The sequence below is a fragment of the Hymenobacter actinosclerus genome (genome assembly GCF_900111515.1).
In the GTDB taxonomy this organism is placed as follows: Bacteria; Bacteroidota; Bacteroidia; order Cytophagales; family Hymenobacteraceae; genus Hymenobacter; species Hymenobacter actinosclerus.
The window spans coordinates 479,839-505,297 of sequence record NZ_FOHS01000002.1 but is presented as its reverse complement, the minus strand read 5'-3'; the positions used below and the strand labels follow the sequence as shown (position 1 = coordinate 505,297).

Here is a 25,459-nt window from a genome sequence, read left to right as displayed (position 1 = left end):
TCCGTGATCAAGAATGTTGTATCGGCCGCCCAGGCCCGCGAGGAAGTGCGCGACTACGTGGCTCAGGAACTGAGCCTCGACCCTGAAACAGTCCAGACCCGCGTGGTTTTCAACCGCGAGCTGCCCTGGGTGGATGGCCGCACCCGGCCTTGCTTCCTGGTGGAGTGGGCCGAGCCCAACGGCCGTGATGGCGTGGCGCTGGCTGGGCCTTATACTCACAATTTCTTCGAGTTCAGCCGCGCCGATGCGTATCAGCTGGGTGCTCAGAATGCCTGGCGCCAGCAGCTGCTCAACCTGTATGCCGGCTGCGAGCTGGTAGTGCACGCCCGCCTCACCCAAACACTTACCGACGTGCCCGACCCCACGCGGCTGGCCGTAATCAAGCAGAGCCTGCAGGAGCGAAGCAACTGGCGCGTAGCCGTGAACGTGTCGTTGCGCGAGTTTCTGCGCCTGGGCACCGACGAGTATTACATCTTCAATGGCAGCTGGGTCTGGAACCCGCATTACCACTACTCGCCCATCAAGGGCTTCGTGCCCTACGGCGATAAAACCCTGATGAGCCTGCCCAAGCAGGAATTCATTCCGGTTCGCTCGCACTCGCCCTTCGAGGCTCTGCCCGAAGTAGGCGAAGACGGCGCCTATCCCGGCGAGCTGGTGAGCTTCATCATCGTGCGCAACGACCAGATTGTAGAAACCCGCGACCTTGACCTCTACACCCGCACCTTGATGAACCAGGTGGCCACGTTCTACGCCCTCGGCCGCGACCAGGGCCCCTTCCAGATTGAAATGGCGGGAGCTTAGAAGTGAGGTATAAGAAGTGAGAGGTGAGACTTTCGTGCTGACAGCCCAATCAATTAGGGTCGTCAGCACGAAAGTCTCACCTCTCACTTCTTATACCTCACTTCTAAATTTACGCCGCCTCGCTTTTCAGCTTATCACCGAACACCGATTTCACCTTGTCCACCTTGCTCTTCACCACGAACTGGCAGTAGGGTTGGGTGCTATTCTGGTTGTAGTAGTTCTGGTGGTAGGCCTCGGCGGGGTAAAACTCCGGCAGCGGCAGGATTTCGGTGGTGATGGGGCCGTCGAAGGCGTTGGCCTCGGTGAGCTTCTGCTTGTAGGCTTCGGCCAGGCGCTGCTGCTCGTCGGAGTGGGTGTAGATGCCCGAGCGGTACTGGGTGCCCGCATCGTTGCCCTGGCGGTTTAGGGTGGTGGGGTCGTGGGTTTTCCAGAAGATTTCCAGCAACTCCTCGTAGCCGATAACGGCCGGGTCGTAGGTGACCTGAATGACCTCGTTATGGCCCGTCAGGCCGCTGCATACTTCCTTGTAGGTAGGGTTGGCGATGCGCCCGCCGGTATAGCCCGACACGACTTTCTCCACACCCTTCAGGTTCTGAAATACGGCCTCGGTGCACCAGAAGCAGCCGCCGCCAAATGTAGCTTGTTCCATAAATCGTTGATTTTCGCTGATTAGTCGTGATTACGCTGATTTTGTTCAGCGCCGCTCCTATAACGCACAAGCACCCGCGGCTGTTCACAAATCCGGTTAACTGCATGATGAACAGTTTGGCCCGCATCCGCTGCCCGCTACCTACCTCAGCGTAATCACGACCAAGCAGCGGAAATCAGCGCTTGAACCGGTCGGCCAGCACCAGGTCCTTGGTGCCGTGGGTCCAGGAGTAAAAGCCTTCGCCCGACTTTACGCCCAGGCGGCCGGCCATTACCATGTTCACCAGCAGCGGGCAGGGGGCGTACTTGGGGTTGCCCAGGCCGTCGTGTAGCACCCGCATAATGGCCAGGCACACATCGAGGCCGATAAAGTCGGCCAGTTGCAGCGGGCCCATGGGGTGAGCCATGCCCAACTTCATCACCGTGTCAATTTCCTCCACGCCGGCCACGCCCTCATAGAGCGTAATGATGGCCTCATTGATCATGGGCATCAGAATGCGGTTGGCCACGAAGCCGGGGTAGTCGTTGACCTCGGTGGGAGTTTTGCCCAGCTGCCGCGACAGGTCCATCACCTTAGCCGTCACCTCGTCGGACGTGGCGTAGCCCCGGATGACTTCCACCAGCTTCATCACCGGCACCGGGTTCATAAAGTGCATGCCGATAACCTGCGCCGGCCGCTTGGTAGCGGCCGCAATGCGGGTGATGGAAATAGAGGAGGTGTTGGACGCCAGAATGGCCTGCTCGGGCGCATACTGGTCGATTTCGCGGAAGATGTTGAGCTTGAGCTCCACGTTCTCGGTGGCGGCTTCCACTACCAGATCGGCCTGGAGCACGCCTTCGGAGAGGCTGGTGTAGGTTGTGATGCGGCCCAGGGTGGCCGTTTTGTCGGCTTCGGCCAGGCTGCCTTTGCTTACCTGGCGGTCGAGGTTTTTGCCAATGGTGGCCAGGCCCTTGTCGAGGGCCGGCTGGTTGATGTCGATAAGCGAAACGGCGAATCCGTGCTGGGCAAATACGTGGGCAATGCCATTGCCCATCGTGCCCGAGCCAATAACGGCAACGTTCATAGAGGTGGGTAAAAAGTGGGTGGGAAGAAACGGCGCCGCGCCCCAACCGGGGGTAAACGAGCCTTTGCAAAGCTACATCGAAACCCGGCCCCGCCCAATTGAGCGGCCCGGGCTGAGGCCGGCGGCGTTGTTTTTTTGCAATCTAAAAAGCGGCCCTGGCAGTCGTATAACAGGGCTTTAGCTGCGGAAAGTGAAAAATAGGTGAAGCCTAATAAAACCTTTTAGGCAAAGGTGCGCGTACAAACCCGCAGAATGGCTTCCGGACCCGCAAATCATCCGCAGCGAACCGGAAACACTCTTTTTCTCTCTCCCCTTTTTTCCCACTCTCTTCCTTTTCAACCATGGGTAATCTGTTGTACATCATCGCCGTCATTCTGGTCATCATCTGGGCTATCAGCTTCTTCGGTGGCTTCTTCACCGGCAGCATCATTCACGTTCTGCTCGTAATTGCCATCATCGTTATTCTGCTGCGCGTCATCAGGGGCGGTAGCGCGGTATAACCACCGCCTACGTGCCAGCCGGCTGGAAATACCGGCATCCGAAAAACCTTAAAATCCCCGTCCGGCAAACCGGACGGGGATTTTTTGTGCGTAGTATATCAGTTGAGGCTACTCTCTATTTCAGGTCGTAGAGGAAGTTGAAGCGGATTTCCGGCTGCCCGTAGGGCGAGTTGCGGTTGCCCTGCCTGTCGATGCCGTCGTTGAAGTTGTAAAGCACCACGATATCGGCCGCGAACCGCTCGCCAAACTGGCTGCGGTAGCCGGCGCCACCCAGCGGCGTGGTGGCCGTGGTGTTACTGGTGTACACATTGCCAAACGAGTCGGTGGCCTTGCCGCGTAGGCGGGTTACCTCGTATTCGGCGTGCAGAAAAAACTGCTTGTACACGATGTACTGGGCAAAGCCCTTAAAGCCGAGGTTGTTGTACTGGATTTTCTCGGGGTAGCCGAATTGCTGGTTGTAGGGCGAGTAGCTGACGTTGATGTACGAGTAGCTGATGCCCGGCCCGATGGCAAACTTCTCCGACACCCGGTAGCCAATGGCCGGGGCCACACTCACGTTGAACTGCCCGTCGCCGGCGTAGCTGCTGTAGCCCAGCCCGAAGTTGGTGTACAGAAAGTACTTGCGCAGCGGCGGTGGGGGCGGGGCCACGCCCGGGCGCTGGGGCAAATCCATGCCCGAGGGCCGGTTGGGGTCGTAGGTCGGGGCGCGCGAGGCCGGCACGTTGGGGTCGGGCTGGTACACGGGCGGCGCGGTAGGGGCGGGCTGCGGCTCGGTGGGGGCCTTGGCCGGCGCCCGGCGGGCCGGGGCCGAGCCGGGCGGGGCCGTGTTTAGCTGCGGCTTCACGGTAGTGCGGGTGGTATCGGCCGGCGTCGTCTGGGCAAGGGCGGCAACCGGAGCCAGTGTGGCGCCGGCCCCACCCAGCAGCAGCAAAAACAGGAGTTGTTTCATGGATTGCGAAGATTGGAATGGAGTAAGTTGAAACGGACAAAAAGGTGAAATGGTGCGTCACTGCTTTGCAATAACGCACCATTTCACCTATCCCGTATTCCGGCTGAGTACTACCGCTAAAACTACGAAACCAGCTGGTACATGCGGCGGCGCTGCTCGCGGATATTCTCGTCGGCCAGGTACTCCTCGTACGTCATACGGCGGTCGATAATGCCGTCGGGCGTCAGCTCGATAATGCGGTTAGCCACCGTTTCAATTACCTGCAGGTCGTGCGAGGCAAACAGCAGCGTGCCGTTGAACTCCTGCAGCGAGTTGTTAAGGGCCGTGATGCTCTCCAAGTCGAGGTGGTTGGTGGGGTCGTCGAGCGTGAGCACGTTGCCGCCTTCCATCATCATCTTGCTCAGCATGCAGCGCACCTTCTCGCCGCCACTCAGCACGTTGCTCTTCTTGAGCGACTCCTCGCCCGAAAACAGCATCCGGCCCAGAAAGCCGCGAATGAACGACTCGTCCTTCTCGGTGCTGTACTGGCGCAGCCAGTCTACCAGGTTCAGGTCGGTGTCGAAGAACTCGGTGTTTTCCTTGGGGAAGTAGCTGGGCGTGATGGTGGTGCCCCACTTAAAGGTGCCGGTGGCGGGCTTCACCTGCTCGAACAAAATATCGAACAGCAGGGAAGGGGCCCGGTCGTCGCGGCTCACCAGGGCCACCTTGTCGCCCTTGTCGAGCATAAACGACACGTTGCGGAACACGGTCTGGCCGTCGACCTTGGCGCTCAGGTTTTCCACCGTCAGCAGCTGGTTGCCGGCCTCGCGCTCGGGCTTGAAGGCAATGTAGGGGTACTTGCGCGAGCTGGGCTTGATTTCTTCGAGCGTGAGCTTCTGGAGCAGTTTCTGGCGCGAGGTGGCCTGCTTGCTCTTCGAGGCGTTGGCCGAGAAGCGCCGCACGAACTCCTCTAGCTCCTTGCGCTTGTCCTCGGTTTTCTTGTTCACATCCTGGCGCTGGCGCAACGCCAGCTGGCTGCTCTCGTACCAGAACGAGTAGTTGCCGGGGTACATGGTAATCTTCGAGAAGTCGAGGTCGGCCATGTAGTTACACACCGCGTCGAGGAAGTGGCGGTCGTGGCTCACCACAATTACCGTGTTCTGGAACGAGTCGAGGAAGTTTTCGAGCCACAGGACGGTTTCGGCGTCGAGGCCGTTGGTGGGTTCGTCGAGCAGCAGCACGTCGGGGTTGCCGAACAGGGCCTGCGCCAGCAGCACCCGCACTTTATCGGAAGTGCCCAGGTCGCCCATTAGGGTCTGGTGCTTGTCTTCCGAGATGCCGAGGCCCGAAAGCAGCTCGGCGGCCTCGTACTCGGCGTTCCAGCCCTCCAGGTCGGCAAACTCGCCCTCCAGCTCGGCCGCCCGCTCGCCGTCGGCGTCCGAGAAGTCGGGCTTGGCGTACAGGGCGTCCTTTTCCTCCATCACCTTCCAGAGGCGGGTGTGGCCCATAATCACGGTCTGGAGCACCGGGAAGGCGTCGGCCGCGAACTGGTCCTGCTTGAGCACCGACAGGCGCGAGCCCTTGGGCATATCCACCGAGCCGGTGTTGGCTTCGATTTCGCCCGACAGGATTTTCAGGAACGTGGACTTACCGGCGCCGTTGGCCCCAATGAGGCCGTACACGTTGCCGGGCATGAACTTGATGGTAACGTCTTCAAACAAAACGCGCTTGCCGTAGCGCAGGCTTACGTTGGAGGTGCTAATCATAGAAAGGAGTAGGCAAAAAAGAAAGCAACAGGCGGCCCGCAGTGCCAGGCACCGCTTGGCCAGCCGCAAAAGTACGGAAATTGCCCTCGCCGTTGAACTATCAGAAGTTACGACGAGCGGAGCAGGTAAAAAATGGCGGCAAATGACAACCCCCCGCCCACCTGGATTGTATAAAGTGAAGCGGCTCCTGCCAAGGCGCAGTAAGCCAACACCCTACCCGGCCCTGCTGGTTCCGGCGCCGTGCCGCCCGTTTCTGTTGTTTCCATCGTACTCTTCACGCTCCTTTTATGGCTGACTCTAAGATTACCCCCGAAACCAACGGTGTCCGCTACGGCCTTTACACGTCGATAGGAATGATGGTCTACTTCGTAGCGGCCTCGTTCATCAACTTAGCCGAACGGATAGAATTCAGCTTTCTGAACGGGATAATCCTGGCCGTCGGGGTCTGCTTTGCCATTGTACGCTACAAGCGCATCTGCAACGGCCGGATGCCTTATCTGGCGGGATTTGGCACGGGTATTATTACGGCGCTTGTGGCCTCCATTGCGTTCGGCCTGTTCTTCATCCTCTACGCGGGCGTTATCAACCGCAGCATCATGGATGGCCTGCAGGCCCAGGACCTGTTTGGCTACGACCTGTCAGTAACCATTGCCTTCCTGGCCATCATCCTGCAGGGAGCCATGTGGGGCATGATTATCTCGCTCATTGCCATGCAGTACTATAAGAGTCCCGACCACAAACCCATCACGGGCATCGAGTAAAAACCGCCCGGATTTAAGAAAGAGCCCTGCTAGGCATGACTTAGCAGGGCTCTTTCTTGTCCTGGGTTCTGGTTTGTCTTTGGCTTCGATGATTGTAAAAGGCTTGTTTATAAATGGTTATCTGCCATAACCGACCCGGTAACCACCATTGTCAGGCTTGGTGGAATGGCTTCGGTAAGTATATAATAACTATATTATTTCAATATATAATTAGTTTAAATTGATGTAAATATTTTACAATATGGCTTTTTATGTATAATATTGCATCATAGAAGTGAGGCGGTTGGAATTTTTCAGTGAATTTGTTGGTTCTGGCGCCAACCCCTCCGTTTTGTCTTCCTGCAGCCTAGCACCTAGTACCATGAAAGCGCTTCTCCTGACTCTTATTCTCCTTGGTGGTTTGGGCTCGATGGCTCAGGCCCAGATGAAGGAATACCACGCCGAGCGGCCCGAAGGAGGCAACCCAACCATTGCCCAGGCCGAAGCTTTAACCAGGCTGATGACCGCCCAGCTCAAGCTCAACGAAGGGCAGGTTGCGCGTCTGCACCGGGTTAACGCCATCAAGCTTGCCCAAACCGACGACATTCAGTGGCAGTACCACGAGAACCCGGCCCAGATGCGGCAGGCCCTTTCCGAGCTGCAGTCGTACTACGATTCTGAGTGCAGCCGTATCCTCACGCCCTCGCAGCTAAGCCTGATGCGCGGCCCGCAGCCCACCGAACCGGCACCGGTATCAGATACAGAAGGTGGCTTAGGTTAAACCCGCCCGTTGCCTGCCACACCCAAAACCACAAAAAGCCCGGCCGCTCCCGATTCAGTTTGGGAGCGGCCGGGGCTTTTTAGGGGCTATTGGTGCTGCCGCCGGTGGTGCCAGCACAGCGGATTTGTTGGGTAACCGGCGGTAACCAGCACAGCTATATAGATGAATAGTGCTACTGGCTTATTTGGGCAGCACGGGCAGAATAACTTCCGTAACGGTTCCGGTTGCGCCGCTGCGCAGCATCACGCGGTTGGGCGTAGCGCGCGGATGGCCGGGGGCGCACTGCGTACCGGGGGCCACATAGTAGATGTATACCTTGTCGCTCTGCTCGCCCAGCTCTTCCTCATCGGGGTGGCCCAGGAGCTTGGTCACGTCGTTGATGCGGGCCTCAAACAGGTCGGCACGGTTCTTTTCGAGCACCGGAATGAGTTTGGCGCGCTGGCCGCTGCAGCCGTAGAGGTCGGCTTTCCAGGCAGCTGCATCGAAGCCGGGCAGGCCTGGCAGCGCGTGGCCGCAACTGGTGAAAGCGAGCATGGCCGCGGGCAGCATCAGCCGGAAAAGGGGTAGGGCAGGAAGTTTCATAAGCAGAAAAAAGCCAGGCAGCCGGCGGGAGCTTTGCGGAGAAAATGCTAGATTTGGTCTGGCCCCGACTAGGGGCCGTTGCAAGTTACCCCCAAATCATCTGCTTCCCGCAGCGCTCATCCCAGGCCCATGCTGAAGTTCCCGACACTGACTGCCGGATTTCTCCTGACCCTTTTTAGCGGCTTCACGCCCGCCACGCGGGTGGCCACCGGGCCCAAGGCCGCGCCTGCTACGGCCACCACCAAGCCGGATGTGGCCCGGCTGGCCTCTGCGCCTCCGCTGCTGAACCCGGCCGAGCGCACCAGCTACCTGGCCGCCTTCGAGCAGCACGTGGCCCGCACCTACATCCGGGCGGGCCTGACGGCCGCCGCGCTGCCGCTGCCCGTGTACCGGCAGGCGCTGCTGGGCTTTTACAACCTGCAACAGCAGGGCCGCATTGGGGCCGGCTGCCACACGCTCAGCATTGCCGATTTCAGCCAGTCGAGCAACCGCGAGCGGCTCTGGGTAGTGGATGTGGCCGCGGGCCGGCTGCTGCACCACACGCTGGTGGCGCACGGCAAAAACACGGGCGAGGAGTACGCCCGCAGCTTTTCCAACGTCGAGGGGTCCGAGAAAAGCAGCCTCGGCTTCTACGTTACCGGTCCCACTTACCAGGGCAAGCACGGCCTGTCGTTGCGGCTGCGCGGCGTTGATGCGGGCTACAATACCAATGCCCAGAGCCGGTCTATAGTGGTGCACGGCGCCGATTACGTAAGCCAGGACTTCGTGAGCCGGCACGGGCGGCTGGGCCGGAGCCAGGGCTGCCCGGCCCTGCCGGCAGCCGAATCGGCCGCCATCATCCGCACCATTAAGGGTGGTTCGGTGCTCTATATTCATGGCCCGTCCGAGGTCAGCTACCGTTCTTCGCTGCTGGAGCTGGATGCCGCCCTGCTGGCCTTCGCCCGCGAGCAGCAGGGGCTGCCTTCGCGGGCGGGCTAGCGGTGGCCTGCAGGCGAGAAAGTCTTCTCTCGTAAACCCACAAGGCCGCGGCCGGTATGTACCGGCCGCGGCCTTGTGATTGGTAGCTAAACCGGGCTGGTGCTCAGGCCCGGTCGCTGGTAGTGCGCACCAGGTTGATGCCGGCGAAGAAGAAAATCAGGCCCACAACAAATGGGACGAGCGAGTTCATCTTGCTCAGGCCCAACCCGCCAATCTGCAGGAAGGCCAGCGCTGCCCATATAATGCCAATGATGCCCAGAATGGTGAGGATGCTGCCGAAAGTGCGTTTCTGATTCATAATCAAGGGGAAGAGTGGTGAGAGAAGAAAGACCAATCAGGGAAAGAGGCCGGTATGGAGCCTGATACGTGGAGTACGGATTGTTGGGTTTCGGCCACCCGTGCAACCCTAGCCTGCCGGTCGCGTTACGAAACGCCAATACCCTCCCTTTCTTCCACTCCCTTTTTCTCTTCGCTATGCGTGGTAATTTTCGATACCTGCTGGCCCTGCTGATGGCCGCCTTTGCTTTCATACCCTACTACTGCAACACCCAGAAAAACGAGGTGACCGGTGAGGTACAGCACGTTAATATGTCGGCCGAGCAGGAAATTGCGCTGGGCCTGCAGGCGGCCCCCGAAATGGCGGCCCAGTACGGGGGCCTGCACCCCGATCAGCAGGCGCAGGCAGCAGTGCAGCGCATCGGCCAGCAGATTGTGCAAAGCACCAAGGCCCGCGAGACGCCCTACCAGTTCCAGTTTCATTTGCTGGCCGATGAAAACACGATTAACGCCTTTGCCCTGCCCGGCGGCCAGATTTTCATTACGGCCGGCCTGCTGAAAAACCTGACCACCGAAGGCCAGGTGGCCGGCGTGCTGGCCCACGAAATCGGGCACGTAGTGGCCCGGCACTCGGCCGAGCAGGTAGCTAAATCGAACCTGACCAACGGCCTGACCGGCGCCGCCGCCATCGGCCTCTACGACCCCGAGCGGCCCGGCACTGCCGCCGCCGCCGCCGGGGCCGCCATGGTGGGCAAGCTGCTGACCATGCGCTACGGCCGCGAGGATGAGCTGGAAGCCGACCGCCTGGCCGTGGACTTTACCCCCTCTGCCGGCTACGACCCGCGCGCCATGCTGCAGGTAATGGAAATCCTGGACCGCGAAAACAAAGGCTCCAACCCGCCCGAATTCCTGAGCACTCACCCCAACCCCGGCAACCGCATCCAGGAAATCCAGCGCGATATTGCCGCCGACTTCCCGCAGGGGCTGCCGGCCGGCCTCAAGCCCTGACTCACCCCCGTCAGTGTGGTTTTAGTAGTATAGCCGGCCATTGGTCGGCTATACTCGTTTAAGGCTGAGCCGGCCCGATACCCGTAAGCCGCCCTCCGCTGCCACTGCTGCTTATGCAAAATGCTTCTCCCGGCTCGCTAAGGCGGCTGTTATTTGTGCTCAACCCCATCTCGGGCGACATCGATAAAAGCCAGCTGCGGGCCACCGTTGCCGCGTACTGCGCCGAGCGGGGGCGTCAGGCCGAGTTCTTCGAAACTACCGGCGGGCAGGACCTGGCCCGCCTGCAAACCCTGCTGGCCACTGCCCCGCCGCCCGATGCCGTGTTTGCGGCCGGCGGCGACGGCACCGTAAGCATGGTTGCCGAGGCGCTGGCCGGCAGCCCGGTTCCCCTGGGCATTCTGCCCCTGGGTTCGGGCAACGGTTTGGCTAAAGACCTGGCTATTCCGTTGGTTCTGAATGAGGCCCTGGCCCTTACCTGGCAGCACGAGCAGCGGCAGCTGGACACGCTGCGGGTGGGTGGCCAGTTTGCGGTGCACCTGGCCGATATGGGGTTTAATGCCCGGGTAGTGCAGCGGTTCAACGAGGGCGACGTGCGGGGGCCGGGAGCCTACGTGCGCATTGCCACCCAGGAATACCCCAGCTACAAACCCGCCGCTTACTGCATCGAAACCGACGAGGGAACCTGGGAGGGCGAGGCCTTTATGCTTACGATTGCCAACGCCAACACTTTCGGCAGCAATGTGGTCATCAACCCCGACCGCGAACTGGACGACGGCCAGTTTGAAATCTGCCTGATTGCGCCTTTTCCGGGTCTGGCCGCGCCGGGCCTGCTCTACCGCCTCTACACCAGCAATTTCGATGATTCGGACTACACCCGCCGCCTAAGCTGCCGTCGCGCCCGCATTGCGGTGGCCGGCGCCGATGACGTACTGGTGCAGCTTGACGGCGAGCCGTATACCATGCCCTGTCCGGTTGAAATCAGCCTGCAACCGCGCAACCTGCGGGTGCTGGTGCCGCCCGCTACGGCCGTGGCACCGTCGCGCCAGTAGCACCGCTGGCCGGCTGGCCGGTAGTGGGCTGGGCGGTGGCAGGGGCGGGGCTGAGTTGAAGGCGGAACACTTCGGGTTTGCCGGTGGGCGGCTCGTAGGTCCGAAGCCAGGTTTCGCGGGGGCCATAGAAATCGAGCCCGAAAAAACCCTGGTGCTCGTGCACGAAGGTGGCCCGGCCGCCGGCCTGCACGAAGGCCGTTTTGCTGCCCGCCCCGCTCACGAGGTAGTGGCCCCCGTCGCGCTCGAAGTACTGGAGGTTATGGTCGTGGCCGGCGGCGTAGATGACGCCGGGAAAGTCGCGCAGCACCCGTAGCAGGCGGCGGCGCATTTTGCGGTAGCGGGGGTGGGCCATGTCTTCGGCCGCGCCCACGGTTTTGCGGTACAGCGGCAGCAGCGAGCCAATAAACGGCAGCGGCAGGTAGGCTCGCTTGTTCACCGTCGTCAGCGGAAAAACGTGCTGCTTGGCCGTGAACTTGCCCCCGTGCAGGGCATTGGAGTACAGCGGGTGGTGGCCCGCCACCAGCACCTGCTGATGGCGGTTGGCCTCCAGCAACGCCCGCAACTCGCGGAAGGGCTGGCGCGAGTCGGCAACCGGCCGGGCGCCCTGCTGCACCCACCATTGGGTGTTGATGATCAGCAGCAGCAGGCCTTCGGCGAGCTGCACGCTTACCGGGCCGGGGGCACCATCGGGGGGCAGGTAATGGGCCGTGGGCAGGTGCTCGTGCGCGTAGGCCTCCTGGCGGCGCAGGTACTCCCAGCCGTCGGGGCGGCCCTTGTTCCAGTCGTGGTTGCCGCTGAGCAGCACCACGCGGCCCTCGAAGCGGCCCAGCGCCGCCAGCAGCGCGTTGAAGCGGGCCTCGGCGGCGGCCCGGCCGGGGTGGTCGGGCGCCGGCAGGCCTACCGGGTAAATGTTGTCGCCGAGCAGGATGATGGTGCCGGCAGGGCCGGTTTCCTGCTGCCAGTGCTCCAGCAGCTGGAGCACGGGGTCGGAGCCGTCGGTGGCTACGGCGCCGGGGTCGCCGAGCAGGGCCACGCGGTGGCGGGGCGGGTGGCGGGGCAGGGGCTGCGTGGCCCAGCCGGCCGCGGCCGGGGCCACATAGGGGTGGCGGCGGTAGGTCCGCTCCCGCACGTAGCGCCGCACCAGCCACAGGGCCAGCAGCCCGGCCAGCAATACCAGGGCGTATAGGAGGTAGTTGTTGAGGGGCATCAGGGAGTGCTGAACGCACGGATGAGAAAGAGTTGTGCTAAGTGAAGCGGATATCGAAGCAAAACATTCTTTCGCAGTGCCCTATCAACTACGCACGGGGCATTAAAAAGTCGGTGGGGTGAGGTTTTTGAAGTGGCCGTTGAGGCGAACCCGCTCCTTGAGGCGCTCGGTTTCCTGGAGCACCGGCAGGATGCGTTCGAGGTGGCTAAGGGCCAGCAGCTGGCGCTCGGCCTCGGTATCGGCTTCCAGCAGGGCGTACTCCTGCTCGCTGCTCATGCCCAGCTGATGGGCCACGTCGTAGATGCGGAAGTTGGTTGGCAGGTCGAGAAACAGGCGGCGCAGGCCCAGAATGCCGTAGAGCTGCTCAATCAACTCGCGGGCGCGCTCGTGCAGGGCCGGGTCGGCGGCCGCATCGTCGGGCAGGTCGCGCACGGTAGCGCCGGCGTAGAGCTTGCCGGGCAGCTCGCGCTGAAAGTCCTCCAGCTCGAACACGCCAATGGCTTTGGTACGGATATCAAGCTCACCCGAGGGGTAGTTTTTCTCCACATCGAGCAGGCGAACCTCGGTGCCGCGCCGGCTCACGCCGCCGTTCAGGTAGGGCGTAATGCCAAACGTGATGCCGTCCTGCAAACAGTCGCGCACCAGCTGGCGGTAGCGGGGCTCGAAAATGTGCAGGTTGAGCTTTTCGCCGGGAAAGACGACCAGATTAAGCGGAAACAGAGCGAGTTGGCGCATAAGGCAAACGGGAAGCAGGGGCAGTGCAGGAGCAGGAAGCTACGGGCCCCCGGGCGTAATAACAACGCCGGGCCCCAAATCTTCCCGGCCCGGCCGGTGCTTTTTTTGAGGCTTGGGGCCGGCCAGACGCGGGGTTAGCCTGAAGAGCCGCTATTTTTGCCGGCGCTCCACCACCGGAGTGCCCGCCTATATAAAGCCTTTGAGCGCGTGAGAGATTTCAAGCAGATAGCCCGCCGCACGGGCCGCATAGCCCTTCAGGTACTGGCCGTGGCCTTCCTGACGTCGGTGGCCTGGGTGCTGCTGTACCGCTGGGTGAGTCCGCCCGCCACCTGGCTCATGCTCGACCGGCGGGCCCACGCCCCGGTGGGCAAGGGCTACCACGGCATCCGCGAAGACAACCGCCGCATTCAGTACAGTTTCAAAAGCCTCGCAGAAGTATCGCCGCAGCTGCCGCTGGCCCTGGTGGCGGCCGAAGACCAGCGGTTTCTGCTGCACCACGGCTTCGATGGCGACGCGCTGCTAAAGGCGGCCAAATCGAATCTAAGTGGCAGCAAGCAGCTGCGCGGCGGCAGCACCATTACCCAGCAGGTGGCCAAAAATGTGTTTCTGTGGCAGGGCCGCAGCTACGTGCGCAAGGCCGCCGAGGCTTACTTTACGCTGCTCATCGAGCTGCTCTGGGACAAGCGCCGCATCATGGAAATGTACCTGAACGTAGCCGAAATGGGCGACTGTATTTTCGGGGCCGAGGCCGCGTCGCAGGCCTATTTCGGCAAAGCTGCCGCCAGGCTGAACCCCGCCGAGGCCGCCCTGCTGGCCGGTGTGCTGCCCAATCCGCTCCGTTTCCGGGCCAGCAACCCGGGGCCCGTAGCCCGCGCCAAGCAGCGCCGGGTGCTGCGCCGCATGCGCGCCCTGCGCGGCACCGACTACGTGCGGGAGCTGATGGAGCAGGAGTAAGCGGCTGATTGTCATGCTGAGCGCAGCGGAGCCGAGGTAGCGCGCGTGCCATGCTAACTCCAACGAATTTAACGAAGCGGTAGAGATGCTTCGACTCCGCTCCGCAAGACACCGTTTTTACTGCCATTCGATTCCCTTACCCTTTCCCCGAGTCCTCAACCCTGCCTCCCCATGAAACGTCTGCTTCTTCCGCTGCTGCTGGCCTCGGTGTCGGCCGCGCTGCCCGCCTGCTCGCCGCGGCTGTCGGCCTCGCTCACGCCGGCGGCCCAGGCCGCCGCGCGCCAGGATATTCTGGCGGTGCTCAGCACCCAGACGGCCGCCTGGAACCGGGGCGACGTGGCCGGCTTCATGCAGGGCTACTGGCAGAACGATTCACTGGTATTCATCGGCAAAAGCGGCCTCACCTACGGCTGGCAGCCCACCCTCGACAACTACCGCCGCAGCTACCCCAACCCGGCCGCCATGGGCCAGCTCGATTTCAGCAAGCTGCAAATCCACTCCCTCGGCCCCGATGCGGCCCAGGTTATCGGCCGCTGGCACTTGGCCCGCCCCGCCGCCGGCGACTTGCAGGGGCATTTCCTGCTGGTCATGCGCCGGGTTGCGGGCAAGTGGGTGGTCGTGGCCGACCATTCGAGTTAGGGGCCTGGACTGAACGTCATTCAGAGCGCAGCGAAGAATCTCGCGTGCCAAAGTAATTTCCAACGTCAGGATTACTTTGGCACGCGAGATTCTTCGCTGCGCTCTGAATGACGTTCTTTCCCTAATCCCTAATCCCTAATCCCTAATCCCTAATCCCTAATCCCTAATCCCTAATCCTCCACTTCATCCTTGACCTTCTCCTCGGCTACGGCCGGAATGGCCTGGTGGAAGATGAGGCCGGTGGCGGCGGCGTGCTCGGCGGCCTGTAAGGTGTCCTTCACCAGCAGCAGCTCCACCTTGTCACCCCGCAGCTCCTCGCGCACCTGCTCGACGAGGGCGGCGCGGTCGGGGCGGTTTACGTCGCGGATGTAGATGGCCAGAATGCGGCCGGGGTGGCGGCGCACCACTTCGCGGTAGATGTTGGCGTCTTCCTGGCCCGAGTCGCCGATGAGCACGAAGGGCAGCAGCGGGTAGGTGAGCAGCAGGTTGTCAATTTCCTGGAGCTTATGGGCGTGGTGGCTGCTGGCGGCGGCCGACTGACGCTTCAGGGCGGCATCGCGCAGCAGCAGCGGGCCGGGCGGAATATCGTTCAGGGCCAGGAAATCGTCGAGCAGGTCGTAGAGGTTCCAGGGCGAGCTGCTGACGTAGAAGAAGGGGTTGTTGCGCCGGCCGTTGCGGCCCAGTTGCAGCTGGCGGTAGAACTCGGCCACGCCCGCGAAGGGCAGCCGCGAGCGGGCGTTGCGCAGCAGCACCGTGCGGGCCATGCGCAGCAAATCGGTGGCCGAAGTCTGGATTACGGTGTCGTCGAGGTCGGAAATGATGCCGTACTCGGCGTCGACCGGCGGGATGAGCACCATGGCGTTGGCGCGCAGGCCGGCCGGAGTAGGGAAGGGGGCGGGCGCCTGCAGTAGGGCCACTTCAACCGGATACCACAGAAAATCGACCGGCGTGGGCAGGAGCTGCGGGGCCAGGTTGAGGGTGAAGTAGCCTTCCTCGTCGGTGAGAATGGGGTGGTAGGAGCCGTCGGCGGGACGGATGCTGAGTTGGGCGCCGGCAATTTCGTTGCTGTCGAAGCGGCGGTACATGTTCAGCAGGTTGTGCCAGCGCGAGTCGTCGGGGTCGGGCTCGCCGATGCCCTTATCCGTGAGCAGGCGGCCCTTTACGTAGAGGCGCCCGGTCGTGCCGTAGCTGCGGTAGGGCACCAGCTGAAGCGGGTGCAGCAGCCCGAGGCGGGCCCGCAGGCGGGTGAGCGATTCGTCGGCACTTTCGGCCCAGTCGTGGAGTTTTTCGCGGATAGGAGGCATAGCGGGAGCAAAGAAAGGGGTTTGCCAACGGCCTGCTTACGCAGGAGCCCGCCTGCGGTGTTGCTGCCCTGCAGGGAGCGGCTCAGAGTCAGCCACAAAAAAACTCCCGGCAAATTGCCGGGAGCCTCAAAGTTGCGGCTGAATGGGCGCTTACAACGCGCCTTTCAGCTGGTTGAAGTCGTCGGAGCCGGCCGTGCGGTTGCGGCAGTTAAGCTGGTCGGCCTTGGCCTGAATGTTTTGCACGCGGTTGCCGGGGTTGGGGTGGGTGCTCAGGAACTCGGGGGGGCTGGCCTGGCCGTCGTTCTGGGTTTTAATGAAGAAGCCCGCCGCCCCGTCGCAGGCGTAATAGTTGGTGCCGTTGAGGTATTCCACCGAGTAGGCATCGGCCTCCGTTTCGTAGTCGCGGCTGAATTTGAGCTGCCCCAGGCTATTGGCCACGTCTACCAGCGTGTTCTGGTTGTCGCCCAGCACCAGGCTCAGCAGCACGCTGATGCCGTACTGCTGCTGCAACTGGCGGGAAGTGTGGCGGCGGTCGGCGTGGGCAATTTCGTGGCCCAGCACCCCGGCCAGCTGGGTTTCGTTGTCGAGGTACTTAATCAGGCCCGAATACACGTAAATATGGCCGCCGGGCGTGGCAAAGGCGTTCTGGGTCTGGTCGTCCTTGATGATTTTTACGTCCCAGGGAAACTCGTTGCGGTACTGGAGCTTACCCGAGTTAAGCACCCGCAGCACAATTTTGTTGAGGGCCGCGTAGGCCTGGGGGTTGTTGGCGGTTTCCAGCAGCTGGCCCTTGGCGCGGAAGGTGGAGTCGGTCTGGGCGGCTACTTGTTTTCCCAGGGCCTTGTCGTCTTCGATGGAGAACAGCAGCACGCCGTCGCCGTCTTTGGAGCAGGAGGCTGCGCCGCCCAGGGTAAGTGCCAGGCCGGCCAGCAGGCCGGTTTTTTGCAGAAGATTCCGCATGTAGAGCAGGTAAGTTGAGTGGTTGAAAAAAGGAGATTTTAAAGTCGCCTAGAAAAAACGGTGCCAGGGTTAGCGGCTTCCTAACGGTGCAACCGGTTGGGGTGTTGCTTGCCGGGGCGCAAAAATAGGCTTCAGGTGCTCAGCAAGCCAGCAATCAGGCTCAAAGAAACTGGTGAGCGGTGCAGTTGGCGCCGTTTGGCGGGGCAAGCGGCGGCCACCTTCCGCCGGCTTTCTGCGTAGAGCAAAACCCGCCCGCCAGTTCCGGTGCGCGCCTTGTTCCCCGTTCAAGCTACTATGGTTACCACTGCCAGCGCCCGCCCCAAAACCAAGAAAAAACGCCTCGCCCCGCTGCCCGCTGCCCACGAGCTCTACAAAGACCCCGCCCGCCAGGCCGAGCTGGCCGGCCTGCGCTACCTCACCGACAGCAAGCCCGGCCTGACCCGCGAAACCACTAAGGCCGGCAAAGTGCGCTACCGTACGGCCAAGGGCGAGCTGCTGAAGGACGAAAAAACGCTGGCCCGCATCGAGGGCTTCGTGATTCCGCCGGCCTGGACCGACGTCTGGATTTCGCCCTCGCCCAACACCCATTTGCAGGTAACCGGCCGCGACGCCAAGGGCCGCAAGCAGTACCTCTACCACGCCGCCTGGGACCAGGCCCGGGCCCTCACCAAGTTCAGCCGCCTGCGGGCCTTTGGCGAGCAGCTGGCCGGTTTGCGGGCCCGCATGCACAAGGATTTAGCGCGGCCCCAGCTCGACAAAACCAAAGTGGTAGCCCTGGTGCTCACGCTCATGGACCAGTCGTTTATCCGGGTCGGCAACAAGGAGTACGCCAAGAAAAACAAGACCTACGGCCTGACCACGCTGCGCGACAAGCACGTGCAGGTGAGCGGGGCCGACGTGCGCTTCAGCTTCGTGGGCAAGAAGGGCGTGCCCCACGACCTGACCATCCACGACCGGAAGCTGGCCCGCATGGTGCAGAAGTGCAAGGAAATTCCGGGCCAGCACCTGTTCCAGTACTACGCCCCCGACGGCCACCGCCACGAGCTGGAATCGGGCGACGTGAACGACTACCTGCACGAGGCTACCGGCTTGAGCCTCTCGGCCAAGGACTTTAGAACCTGGGGCGGCACCGTGAAAATGGTGCAGGCCCTGGAGCGGATTTTAGATGAGGAGCCGGAGTTTCCGCGCCCCAAAACGCTCAAGCGGGCCATCAAGGACGTGGCCGAGAACCTGGGCAACACGCCCACCGTGTGCTCCAAATACTACATCCACCCCCAGGTTATCGAGCTGTTCAACTCCAACCAGCTCCTCGACTACCTCCGCCGCCACGACGCCGACCCCAAACAGAACGACCTGCTAACCCCCACCGAACACATGGTGCTGGAAATGCTTGAAGAAGTGAAATAGTGATTTGGTGAGGTGGTGAGGTGGTGAAATGGTGAGATGGTGAAGTGGTGAGGTGGTGAAATGGTGAGATGGTGAGATTGATGTTCTAAGGGCCTGACTGCGCAACTAGCGCCGCTAGGCCCCTGGAACATCAAGCTCACCATCTCACCACCTCACCATCTCACCATTTCACCACCTCACCATTTCACCTCTACCGTCCCGAGCCGTCCCGGTCGAAGGCGTGGGAGAGGACGTTGTGGGCGGTTTTGTTCTTGGTTTCGGGGCCGCCGTACAGCTCGTTGTTGCGGGCCGTGTCGAAGAAGCGGGTGCGCTTGCGCAGGCCGGCTACCCGGGACGAGTCGCGCACCAGGTCCTCGTGGGGGCCGCCGTAGATATCGATGAACGGGGAGCGGCGCACGCGGCCCGATACCAGAAACTCGTCTTTGCCTTCCAGGCCGTGCAGGCGCACGGTTTTGGTTTCGCGCGGGTTGAAGCGGCGGCGGTACAGCAGCCGGCCCTGCGCCTGGCCGGCGGGTATTTTTTCAAGTGAATAGACCGATACCACGGTAGCCGTGTCGTTGCGGCGCTCCACCACGAACCGCTCCTTTTCGTCGGTGCCGGCTACTGTCACCTCTTCGGCCTGAAGGCGGTAGAATGCGTTGGCTACGGCCGGCAGCCGGGCGCGGCGGGCCTTGAGGGCAGCGGCCATGCGTGGGCCCTCGTAGGCGTACACCGCCGGCGGCAGGCCCTGGCGCACGGCCTGCTCAATTACGGCATCGGTGAGGCGCTGCTGCAACTCGTGGGCCGTGGCCAGGTAGGTGGCGCGGGGCACGGCGGGCAGGGCCCGGCTATCAATAAAGCGGGCATTGCGGGTGTAGCCCTCAATGCTTTCGTAGCGGGGCCCGAAAGTGCGGAACTTGCCCACCAGTTTGCTTATCACCCACGAAGCCCAGCCATCATCGAACCGGAAAAACACTTGGTCGCGGTCCTGGGGCACGGGTTTCCAGAGGCGCTGACGGCTGGGCTGCGCGTAGCCCGCCCAGCTCCACTGCCCTTCGTGCCGGTCCCAGTCGCCGAGCCACAAGTCGAGCAGCCGGGCCCGTACGAAGGCCGCGCCATCGAGCTGGTCGCGCTGGTTATGGTAGCGGGCCGGCAGCACGTCTTCCGTCTCGTCGAGGTCGGTGGCGCCGGCCACCGGGCCGTCGATGTTTGCCTTGCCCTCGTACTTGCGCTCCACCAGCACTACCCGGCCCTGAAACCGCTCGGAGCCGGGCCCGAGGCCGGTTTCGTCGGGGCGCACGTAGTAGGGGTGGGGGCTGGTGTGGGGCACGCCGGCGGCCTGGGCCAGCGGCGGAACGACAAAGGCCCCGTAGGGCATGGCCGCCGAGGTGGCGTCGCGTACGGCGCCGTACACAAAAGTGGCGCGCAAAACCTTGGGCAGGGTTTTTTCGGGGTTTTTGTCGATGGTGCGCACGGCGTAGCTGCGGCCCGCCGAGTCGGCCATGGTCAGGCTGGTGGTTTGAAAGCCGCCGCCCATCTTCACAAATGTCAGTCCGCCCGGAGCCAGCTGGGCGGGCCGCAGCACGGGCAGCATAACTGGCTCGGCCCAGGCGCGGCGGTAATGCGGGCCCAGCACAAAACGACCCAGCGGCCCGCGCTGGTAGTGGCGGCCGGCCGTTACCAGGGCGCTGTCGGCATCGGGGGGCAGGGGCGTGGTGTAGGCCAGGCGGGCATCGGGCTGGAAGAAGGGCTTGCGGTTACAGGCAGCGGCGCTCAGCAGCAGCAGCGGCAGGACGTAACGGTGATTCATGCAGAATAGGGTTTCTCGGCTAGGCTCCTTCAACGGAGATAAGGGGTGGTGGTTAACGGCCGCGCTCAGAATGACGTTCCTCCCTAATCCCTAATCCCTAATCCCTAATCCCTAATCCCTAATCCCTAATCCCTAATCCCTAATCCCTAATCCCTAATCCACAACCGCCGGGCCCGGCTTTGCGCTATAAGGGCAGTCGGTGCGCCTGGCGGCGGCCGCTTGGTAGGGTATCCTGTTCTCGTATTGTGTCTTTCTTCTTCTCTTCGGCCTGGCTGATAACCGGCCTGAGCAGCGGCCTGCTGCTGCTCTCGTGCTCGGCGCCGGCTCAAAACCCAGACGTTGTTCCGGCCGCCCACCCCATTATCGGCCCCGATTCGACGGTGCAGGTAGCCGCCGGCCCCCAGTACGACCGGGGCGCGGTGCACCGCTTTTTCTGGGGCACCCACTACCGCGACCTGTGGAAGCTGCCGGTACGGGTGCCGGTGTTCAACCTGCGCACCGCCGTGCCGGGCGGCCTCACGCCCATCAAGGAGGGCGGCTCATTCCAGACCAAAAACCTGCGCCTCGTCGACCAGCGCGGCCGCGAGTACGTGCTGCGCTCGGTGGATAAGGACGCCACCCGCGCCCTGCCCGAGGGCCTGCGCGAGGGCGCCATTGGCCGCATCATGAAGGACCAGACCAGCGTTATTCATCCGTTTGGGGCCTACATTGCCGCCCCGCTGGCCCGGGCCGCCGGCCTCTACCACACCAACCCGCGCCTCGTGTACGTGGCCGACGACCCGGCCCTGGGCGAGTTCCGGGAAGGCTTTGGCTACGCGCTCTACCTGTTCGAGGAACGCCCCGACGGCGACCAGACCACGGTGGCCAGCTTCGGCAATTCGGCCAGGGTGGAAAGCTCGCGCAAGGTGTTCACCAACCTGCTGGCCAGCTCCCGCTACCAGGTGGATGCCCGCCAGTACCTGCGTAACCGCCTGTTCGATATGTTTCTGGGCGACTGGAGCCGGCGCGAAGACCAGTGGCGCTGGGCCAGCTTCCCGGCAGCCGGCGGCGGCACCACCTACCAAGCCATTCCGCGCGACCGGGACCACGCCTTTTTCAAGTTTGATGATGGCCTGCTGACGCACATGATTGGCTGGGTGAAAACCAACTACCAGAGCTTCCACGACAAAATCCGCCTCGCCGACGTGGAGGGCCTCAACCGTGCCGCCCGGCCCATGGACAAGTCGCTGCTGCCCTACCTGACCCGGGACGAGTTCCGGCAGGTGGCCGATTCGCTGCGTGGGGCCCTGTCGGACGACGTAATTGCCCGCGCCCTGGCCGTGTGGCCGCCCGAAGTGCAGGCGCTGAGCCAGGCCGAGTTCACGCGCAAGCTCCGCGCCCGCCGCGACCAGCTGCCCGCCGTGGCCGACAAGTTCTACCAGCTGCTGGCCCGCGACGTGGAGCTGCCCGGCACCGACGAGGCCGAGCGGTTCGTGGTGGAGCCCGCCGGCCCCGATGCCGTGCGGGTGCAGCTGCTGCGCCGCACTCCGCAGGGCGATTCGCTGCTGCACCAGCGCACCTTTTCAGCCACCGAAACCCGCTCCATTAAGCTGTTTGGGTTGGGCGGCAACGATGCCTTCGAGCTGCGCGGCCAGCCCACCGGCCGCATCCGCCTGAGCATGTACGACGGTGCGGGCCAGGACCTGATTGAGGCCACGCCGCCGCCCACCAAACGCCCCGGCAGCCGCCTCATCATTTACGAAAGCGGCGACGGCAACACGCTGCGGGTGGGCAAGTACAAAACCAAACTCTACCAACCCCAGGCCCAGGAGTTCGACGGCGCCGGCTGGCTCCTGCGCCACCGGCTGTATTGAGCTGTGTGGACGGTTACAAAAAGGCCGTCAACTGAGCTTGCCGAAATATCTCTGCCGCTTAAATTGAATCAAATCGTTCAGTAGAGATACTTTGGCAGGCTTAGCAGGCAACTTCCAGACAGCTTTTGCCTGCCTAACGACCATTCTATGACTAACGCTACGCTCCTGACTGAACTCGAAACTGCCACCTACGACCAACGGGTGCAGCGCATGGTGGCGCTGGGCCGGCAGGCCCGCACCGATGCCGGGGTAGCATCCCTGCTGCAAAACCTGGCTTCCACCGACAGCTTCTACGAGCGCCAGCTGGCGCTGCTGGCCTGCTACGGCAGCGCCGACGGGGCGCGGGTGCTGGCCGCCCTGGGCGACGAGTCGCGCCTGCTGCGGGGCCTGGCGCTTAATCTGGTGGCCCACGTTTGTACCGATGCGCAGGCGCGGGCGGCATTTGCCGCGCTGCCCCGCCGGATGCAGCCCAAGCTCCTGCGCAACCTGCGGAAGCAGGGGCGAACGGGCGTCGTCGACGCGCTGCTGGAAGAACTGGCGGCCGATTCGGCGGCGCGGCTGGCGCAGTTCCTGTATTTCGGAACTGCGGACCTGGTGGAAAAGCACCTGGCGGCGGTGCTGCCCGGTTGGGGAAGCATCGATTGGCAGCGGCTGGCCAAGTACCACCCGGCCCTGGCCTTTGCCCGGCTCCACGGCCAGCAGCTCGCCCAGACGGCCCCCGATGCGCGGCTGCTTCACCACGTCAATGCCGTACTGCCCGTTCTGGCCGAGCAGCAGCCCGGCCAGGCGCTGGCGCTGCTGCGGGAGCTATTCCGCCACGAGTCGCCCGTTCGCCTGGACCTGCTCCCCGTGGCCCGGCGCCGCCCCAACGAGGTAGTGGATTTGCTGCTCCAGCACGCGGATGGCGCGGGCGTGCGGCTCGATCTGAGCCGGCTCGCCCCCCAACTCACCGAGGCTCGCCTGCTGGCCGCGCTTCAGCAGCGCCCCGCCCTGGTGGCCAACCGCGAAGCTTGGCTGCACCGCGTGCCGCCGTCGGTACGCCAGGCGGCCTTTGAGGTTGCCGGCAACGGCTGGCGCAACGCCGAAGGCGTAGTGCCCGCGAGCCTAGTAGCCCAACTACCCGGCCCGCTGCGGGCCGCCGAAGCCCGCCGTCACCTGGCCCTGCCCGCCCTGGCGACCCGGCCGGAGCAGCGGTTGCCCTACGCCGCCTTTTTGCCCTGGGAGGAGGCCCGCGCCCTGCTCGACCCCTACGTGCGCAACCCCGACGCCGACCTGCGGACCGTAGCCCTGACCACCCAAATCGAGCTCGCCCGCTACCACCGCGCCCGGCTGCCGGCCATCCTGGCCCTGGTGCGCGCCCGCGCCAACGAGCAGGACCCCGTGCGCCAGGCTATGCTGGCTGCCCTGGCCGGCCTGCCCCCGGCGCGCTGGCAAACCGCTCAGTTAGATGAGTTAAGTCAGATTATTCGCGACGCGCTGAACGCGGCCGACTTATCGGCCGGCACCGCCCGCTACGCCGAGCAGCTGGTGGTGGCGCTGGTGCCGTTTCAGCCCGCGTGGGCGGCGACGTGGCTGGGCGAGCTGGCCCAGTCGCGCGGGGTACTGTATCTGCCCAATATCGCCGACCAACTGAATGATGCCGACGTGCGCCGGATCGCGCCCGCGCTGCTGCCGGTGCTGCAAGCCTGGGCCACCCGCGAGCGAGAATCCTTCCTGGTGCAGGTCGCTTTCAGCCTGGGCCCACGGCTGCGCGCCTTCCCCGAGCTGGCCGACTTGCTGGCCGGGTTGCTGGCCACCACGCGGCAGAATTACGTAGCCGCGCAGAGCCTTCAGTTGCTGGCTGAATACCAGCCGGCCCGCTTCCGCACGCTCATTCCGGCCCTGCTGCAAAGCGACCCCAGCGTGATTACGCTGCATCCGGTGTACACTTACCTGCACCGCCAGCGGCAGGACTTGCTCACGCCCTTTCTGGGGCAGCGGGCCTATAAAGGGCGGTTTTCGACGGGCAACACGCGCTTCGTGCTGCCGCTGTTTACGCACTTCTACCGCTGGACCGCAACCCAGCAGCACTTGTTTGCCGACACCCTGACGGAACTGACGCGGGATGGGCAGCGCGACACGTACGCCCTGTTCCAGGCCATCCGGCAGCTGGCCGCGCTGCCGGCGGTGGTGCCCACGCGTCTGTTTGTATTGGCTGATGCACGCATGCAGCGTTTAGCCGTGCGCGACACGGCCCTGCGCGCCCTGGCCCGGCTCGATGGCGGGCAGGGCGTGCCCGTGCTGATGGAGGCGCTGGCCGACACCCGCGCCCGCATTGCCATCTATGCCCTGCGCTCGACGCTGCTGGAAATGCCCGCCCCCCGCGCCCTGGCCCTGCTACAAGCTGCCCCCACCGAAAAAGTGACGGTGGCCAAGGAGGTGCTGCGCCTGCTGGGCGACCTGGACACGCCGGCCGCTTACCCGCTGCTGCTGGACATGGCCGCCCGCCCGCTGCACCGCGACGTGCGCGTGGCCCTGCTCCGGGCCCTGTGGGGCCACCTGGCGCGTCCCGAAACCTGGCCCATCCTGCGCGCGGCCGCCGCCGACCCCGACCCGGCCGTGGCCGCCGGCGTGGCCTGGATTCCGACCGACCGGCTCACGCCCCCCGAGCAGCAGTTGCTTCTGGCGCTACTGGCTACCCTGCTCGGCCACCCCGATGCCGCGCTGCGGGTGCAGGTGCTGGGCCGGTGCGTAGAGCTGCCGATTGCCGACCCCAACCAGGTGCTGCTGCCGCCGCTGCTGGTCGGCCTGCACTCGCCACTGCCCGACGAATACCACGCCGCCGCCCGTGCTGTGCTGGCTACCTACGCCGTGCCGCACCCCGCCGCCATCGTCGAAACCGTGGCTCTGGTGCTACCCGAGCGGCGCGTGCTGCAAGCGGTGCTCGACGCCCTGCGCGCTGCCCTGCCCGGCAACCGGAGCCGCCTGCAACCTCTGGTACAAGGCCTGCTGGCCGTTTTGCACCCCGATCCGCTGACGGTGCGGGTGCAGGTGCAGCTGGCTGTGGCGGGCCTGCCGTGGAACGAGCTGGCTGCCTACCTGACCAACCTGGCAGCCACCGACTTGCTGGACGCCGAATCGTTGCTGACGGCCGCGGAGGCCATTGCCAGAAGCGGCCCGAGCGCCGGCCAGCCGTCGGATGCTAATTCGCTGGCCGCCTTTGAGCGGGCATTGGCGGCCAGCTCTGATGCGCGCCTGCGGCGCCTGGCCCTGGCCGCGCTGCTGGCGCAAGCCACCCAGCCCACCGGCTGGACCACGGCTTTGCGTGCGCGCCTGGCCCAGTACGGCACTGATCCGGCTGCCCTCGTGGCCGCTGCCGCCCAGTTCACGTTCCCGCCACCCTTGCAGGAACCAGCGCCCGGTAATATCCGGGAGGCGGTCTGAGTTACTCTGAAACGATATGCAGACGCACTGCTTAGCGGCTCATCGTTGACCTGTTGGCCTGCTGGAA

General features: G+C 63.6%; 23 protein-coding genes. 12 read left to right on the top strand and 11 right to left on the bottom strand.

What is annotated here, in order from left to right; all coding sequences use genetic code 11:
* Nucleotides 1–3 precede the first annotated feature (3 nt).
* Nucleotides 4–801 carry a hypothetical protein gene (locus BMY67_RS08525; protein WP_092770460.1) on the top strand — a complete coding sequence of 266 codons (798 nt, stop codon included), beginning with the start codon at nucleotides 4–6 and terminating at the stop codon, nucleotides 799–801.
* 109 nt (nucleotides 802–910) lie between these two features.
* Here BMY67_RS08525 and msrA read toward each other — a convergent pair whose 3' ends face one another.
* Both msrA and BMY67_RS08515 read right to left on the bottom strand, forming a co-directional pair.
* Nucleotides 911–1,450: a peptide-methionine (S)-S-oxide reductase MsrA gene (gene msrA, locus BMY67_RS08520; protein WP_092770458.1), complete on the bottom strand. Its 540-nt coding sequence runs from the start codon at nucleotides 1,448–1,450 to the stop codon at nucleotides 911–913.
* 175 nt (nucleotides 1,451–1,625) lie between these two features.
* Nucleotides 1,626–2,513 (bottom strand): 3-hydroxyacyl-CoA dehydrogenase family protein, encoded by an 888-nt coding sequence (locus BMY67_RS08515; RefSeq protein ID WP_092770456.1) that lies wholly within the window; start codon nucleotides 2,511–2,513, stop codon nucleotides 1,626–1,628.
* A gap of 341 nt (nucleotides 2,514–2,854) precedes the next feature.
* Between BMY67_RS08515 and BMY67_RS18905 the strand changes: the two genes are divergently transcribed.
* A complete protein-coding gene (locus BMY67_RS18905; protein WP_019946626.1) occupies nucleotides 2,855–3,013 on the top strand; it encodes a lmo0937 family membrane protein in 159 nt (52 codons plus the stop codon).
* Between the two features lie 115 nt (nucleotides 3,014–3,128).
* On the opposite strand, the gene BMY67_RS08510 is transcribed toward BMY67_RS18905, so the two are convergent.
* Together BMY67_RS08510 and BMY67_RS08505 are read right to left on the bottom strand one after the other, a co-directional pair.
* Nucleotides 3,129–3,962 carry a hypothetical protein gene (locus BMY67_RS08510; protein WP_092770454.1) on the bottom strand — a complete coding sequence of 278 codons (834 nt, stop codon included), beginning with the start codon at nucleotides 3,960–3,962 and terminating at the stop codon, nucleotides 3,129–3,131.
* A gap of 122 nt (nucleotides 3,963–4,084) precedes the next feature.
* Entirely contained in the window at nucleotides 4,085–5,707 is a 1,623-nt protein-coding gene (locus BMY67_RS08505) for an ABC-F family ATP-binding cassette domain-containing protein (protein ID WP_092770452.1), read from the bottom strand.
* A 287-nt stretch (nucleotides 5,708–5,994) separates the two neighbouring features.
* On the opposite strand from BMY67_RS08505, the gene BMY67_RS08500 reads away from it, so the two are divergent.
* The gene (locus BMY67_RS08500) at nucleotides 5,995–6,468 is read left to right on the top strand and encodes a DUF4199 domain-containing protein (RefSeq protein WP_092770450.1); all 474 of its coding nucleotides are present in this window, start codon (nucleotides 5,995–5,997) and stop codon (nucleotides 6,466–6,468) included.
* A gap of 361 nt (nucleotides 6,469–6,829) precedes the next feature.
* The gene (locus tag BMY67_RS08495) at nucleotides 6,830–7,228 is read left to right on the top strand and encodes a hypothetical protein (protein ID WP_143069750.1); all 399 of its coding nucleotides are present in this window, start codon (nucleotides 6,830–6,832) and stop codon (nucleotides 7,226–7,228) included.
* 180 nt (nucleotides 7,229–7,408) lie between these two features.
* Here the strand turns inward: BMY67_RS08495 and BMY67_RS08490 are convergent, their stop codons facing one another.
* Nucleotides 7,409–7,810: a hypothetical protein gene (locus BMY67_RS08490; RefSeq protein WP_143069749.1), complete on the bottom strand. Its 402-nt coding sequence runs from the start codon at nucleotides 7,808–7,810 to the stop codon at nucleotides 7,409–7,411.
* 129 nt (nucleotides 7,811–7,939) lie between these two features.
* On the opposite strand from BMY67_RS08490, the gene BMY67_RS08485 reads away from it, so the two are divergent.
* The gene (locus BMY67_RS08485; RefSeq protein ID WP_092770443.1) at nucleotides 7,940–8,788 is read left to right on the top strand and encodes a murein L,D-transpeptidase catalytic domain family protein; all 849 of its coding nucleotides are present in this window, start codon (nucleotides 7,940–7,942) and stop codon (nucleotides 8,786–8,788) included.
* Nucleotides 8,789–8,891: 103 nt separating this feature from the next.
* On the opposite strand, the gene BMY67_RS08480 is transcribed toward BMY67_RS08485, so the two are convergent.
* A complete protein-coding gene (locus BMY67_RS08480) occupies nucleotides 8,892–9,086 on the bottom strand; it encodes a hypothetical protein (RefSeq protein WP_092770441.1) in 195 nt (64 codons plus the stop codon).
* Nucleotides 9,087–9,262: 176 nt separating this feature from the next.
* On the opposite strand from BMY67_RS08480, the gene BMY67_RS08475 reads away from it, so the two are divergent.
* Both BMY67_RS08475 and BMY67_RS08470 read left to right on the top strand, forming a co-directional pair.
* Nucleotides 9,263–10,072: a M48 family metallopeptidase gene (locus BMY67_RS08475; protein WP_092770439.1), complete on the top strand. Its 810-nt coding sequence runs from the start codon at nucleotides 9,263–9,265 to the stop codon at nucleotides 10,070–10,072.
* A 113-nt stretch (nucleotides 10,073–10,185) separates the two neighbouring features.
* Nucleotides 10,186–11,121 (top strand): diacylglycerol/lipid kinase family protein, encoded by a 936-nt coding sequence (locus tag BMY67_RS08470; RefSeq protein ID WP_092770437.1) that lies wholly within the window; start codon nucleotides 10,186–10,188, stop codon nucleotides 11,119–11,121.
* Here the strand turns inward: BMY67_RS08470 and BMY67_RS08465 are convergent.
* Together BMY67_RS08465 and BMY67_RS08460 are read right to left on the bottom strand one after the other, a co-directional pair.
* Nucleotides 11,093–12,328 (bottom strand): metallophosphoesterase, encoded by a 1,236-nt coding sequence (locus BMY67_RS08465; RefSeq protein WP_245744958.1) that lies wholly within the window; start codon nucleotides 12,326–12,328, stop codon nucleotides 11,093–11,095. The genes BMY67_RS08470 and BMY67_RS08465 overlap by 29 nt on opposite strands.
* Before the next feature lie 102 nt (nucleotides 12,329–12,430).
* Nucleotides 12,431–13,063, bottom strand: coding sequence for an LON peptidase substrate-binding domain-containing protein (locus tag BMY67_RS08460; RefSeq protein ID WP_092770435.1), 633 nt, complete (start codon nucleotides 13,061–13,063; stop codon nucleotides 12,431–12,433).
* Between the two features lie 207 nt (nucleotides 13,064–13,270).
* On the opposite strand from BMY67_RS08460, the gene mtgA reads away from it, so the two are divergent.
* Nucleotides 13,271–14,017: a monofunctional biosynthetic peptidoglycan transglycosylase gene (mtgA, locus tag BMY67_RS08455; protein WP_092771629.1), complete on the top strand. Its 747-nt coding sequence runs from the start codon at nucleotides 13,271–13,273 to the stop codon at nucleotides 14,015–14,017.
* A 171-nt stretch (nucleotides 14,018–14,188) separates the two neighbouring features.
* Nucleotides 14,189–14,656 (top strand): YybH family protein, encoded by a 468-nt coding sequence (locus BMY67_RS08450; RefSeq protein ID WP_092770433.1) that lies wholly within the window; start codon nucleotides 14,189–14,191, stop codon nucleotides 14,654–14,656.
* Between the two features lie 170 nt (nucleotides 14,657–14,826).
* Here BMY67_RS08450 and BMY67_RS08445 read toward each other — a convergent pair whose 3' ends face one another.
* The gene (locus BMY67_RS08445) at nucleotides 14,827–15,960 is read right to left on the bottom strand and encodes an App1 family protein (protein WP_092770431.1); all 1,134 of its coding nucleotides are present in this window, start codon (nucleotides 15,958–15,960) and stop codon (nucleotides 14,827–14,829) included.
* A 150-nt stretch (nucleotides 15,961–16,110) separates the two neighbouring features.
* Nucleotides 16,111–16,920 (bottom strand): M48 family metalloprotease, encoded by an 810-nt coding sequence (locus BMY67_RS08440; RefSeq protein ID WP_092770429.1) that lies wholly within the window; start codon nucleotides 16,918–16,920, stop codon nucleotides 16,111–16,113.
* A gap of 294 nt (nucleotides 16,921–17,214) precedes the next feature.
* Between BMY67_RS08440 and BMY67_RS08435 the strand changes: the two genes are divergently transcribed.
* Nucleotides 17,215–18,327, top strand: a complete 1,113-nt coding sequence (locus tag BMY67_RS08435) for a DNA topoisomerase IB (protein ID WP_092770427.1) — start codon at nucleotides 17,215–17,217, stop codon at nucleotides 18,325–18,327.
* A gap of 190 nt (nucleotides 18,328–18,517) precedes the next feature.
* Here the strand turns inward: BMY67_RS08435 and BMY67_RS08430 are convergent, their stop codons facing one another.
* Nucleotides 18,518–20,116: a hypothetical protein gene (locus tag BMY67_RS08430; RefSeq protein WP_092770425.1), complete on the bottom strand. Its 1,599-nt coding sequence runs from the start codon at nucleotides 20,114–20,116 to the stop codon at nucleotides 18,518–18,520.
* A gap of 245 nt (nucleotides 20,117–20,361) precedes the next feature.
* Here BMY67_RS08430 and BMY67_RS08425 point away from each other — a divergent pair, with 245 nt between their 5' ends.
* Together BMY67_RS08425 and BMY67_RS08420 are read left to right on the top strand one after the other, a co-directional pair.
* A complete protein-coding gene (locus BMY67_RS08425) occupies nucleotides 20,362–21,969 on the top strand; it encodes a hypothetical protein (RefSeq protein ID WP_092770423.1) in 1,608 nt (535 codons plus the stop codon).
* A 147-nt stretch (nucleotides 21,970–22,116) separates the two neighbouring features.
* Nucleotides 22,117–25,392: a hypothetical protein gene (locus tag BMY67_RS08420; RefSeq protein ID WP_092770421.1), complete on the top strand. Its 3,276-nt coding sequence runs from the start codon at nucleotides 22,117–22,119 to the stop codon at nucleotides 25,390–25,392.
* The last annotated feature ends 67 nt before the right edge of the window (nucleotides 25,393–25,459 follow it).

Excerpts from the sequence above, each read along its gene's own strand:
- msrA (WP_092770458.1), bottom strand. The coding sequence starts at position 1,450 with ATGGAACAAGCTACATTTGGCGGCGGCTGCTTCTGGTGCACCGAGGCC.
- BMY67_RS08515 (WP_092770456.1), bottom strand. The coding sequence starts at position 2,513 with ATGAACGTTGCCGTTATTGGCTCGGGCACGATGGGCAATGGCATTGCC.
- BMY67_RS18905 (WP_019946626.1), top strand. The coding sequence starts at position 2,855 with ATGGGTAATCTGTTGTACATCATCGCCGTCATTCTGGTCATCATCTGG.
- BMY67_RS08510 (WP_092770454.1), bottom strand. The coding sequence starts at position 3,962 with ATGAAACAACTCCTGTTTTTGCTGCTGCTGGGTGGGGCCGGCGCCACA.
- BMY67_RS08505 (WP_092770452.1), bottom strand. The coding sequence starts at position 5,707 with ATGATTAGCACCTCCAACGTAAGCCTGCGCTACGGCAAGCGCGTTTTG.
- BMY67_RS08500 (WP_092770450.1), top strand. The coding sequence starts at position 5,995 with ATGGCTGACTCTAAGATTACCCCCGAAACCAACGGTGTCCGCTACGGC.
- BMY67_RS08495 (WP_143069750.1), top strand. The coding sequence starts at position 6,830 with ATGAAAGCGCTTCTCCTGACTCTTATTCTCCTTGGTGGTTTGGGCTCG.
- BMY67_RS08490 (WP_143069749.1), bottom strand. The coding sequence starts at position 7,810 with ATGAAACTTCCTGCCCTACCCCTTTTCCGGCTGATGCTGCCCGCGGCC.
- BMY67_RS08485 (WP_092770443.1), top strand. The coding sequence starts at position 7,940 with ATGCTGAAGTTCCCGACACTGACTGCCGGATTTCTCCTGACCCTTTTT.
- BMY67_RS08480 (WP_092770441.1), bottom strand. The coding sequence starts at position 9,086 with ATGAATCAGAAACGCACTTTCGGCAGCATCCTCACCATTCTGGGCATC.
- BMY67_RS08475 (WP_092770439.1), top strand. The coding sequence starts at position 9,263 with ATGCGTGGTAATTTTCGATACCTGCTGGCCCTGCTGATGGCCGCCTTT.
- BMY67_RS08470 (WP_092770437.1), top strand. The coding sequence starts at position 10,186 with ATGCAAAATGCTTCTCCCGGCTCGCTAAGGCGGCTGTTATTTGTGCTC.
- BMY67_RS08465 (WP_245744958.1), bottom strand. The coding sequence starts at position 12,328 with ATGCCCCTCAACAACTACCTCCTATACGCCCTGGTATTGCTGGCCGGG.
- BMY67_RS08460 (WP_092770435.1), bottom strand. The coding sequence starts at position 13,063 with ATGCGCCAACTCGCTCTGTTTCCGCTTAATCTGGTCGTCTTTCCCGGC.
- BMY67_RS08450 (WP_092770433.1), top strand. The coding sequence starts at position 14,189 with ATGAAACGTCTGCTTCTTCCGCTGCTGCTGGCCTCGGTGTCGGCCGCG.
- BMY67_RS08445 (WP_092770431.1), bottom strand. The coding sequence starts at position 15,960 with ATGCCTCCTATCCGCGAAAAACTCCACGACTGGGCCGAAAGTGCCGAC.
- BMY67_RS08440 (WP_092770429.1), bottom strand. The coding sequence starts at position 16,920 with ATGCGGAATCTTCTGCAAAAAACCGGCCTGCTGGCCGGCCTGGCACTT.
- BMY67_RS08435 (WP_092770427.1), top strand. The coding sequence starts at position 17,215 with ATGGTTACCACTGCCAGCGCCCGCCCCAAAACCAAGAAAAAACGCCTC.
- BMY67_RS08430 (WP_092770425.1), bottom strand. The coding sequence starts at position 20,116 with ATGAATCACCGTTACGTCCTGCCGCTGCTGCTGCTGAGCGCCGCTGCC.
- BMY67_RS08420 (WP_092770421.1), top strand. The coding sequence starts at position 22,117 with ATGACTAACGCTACGCTCCTGACTGAACTCGAAACTGCCACCTACGAC.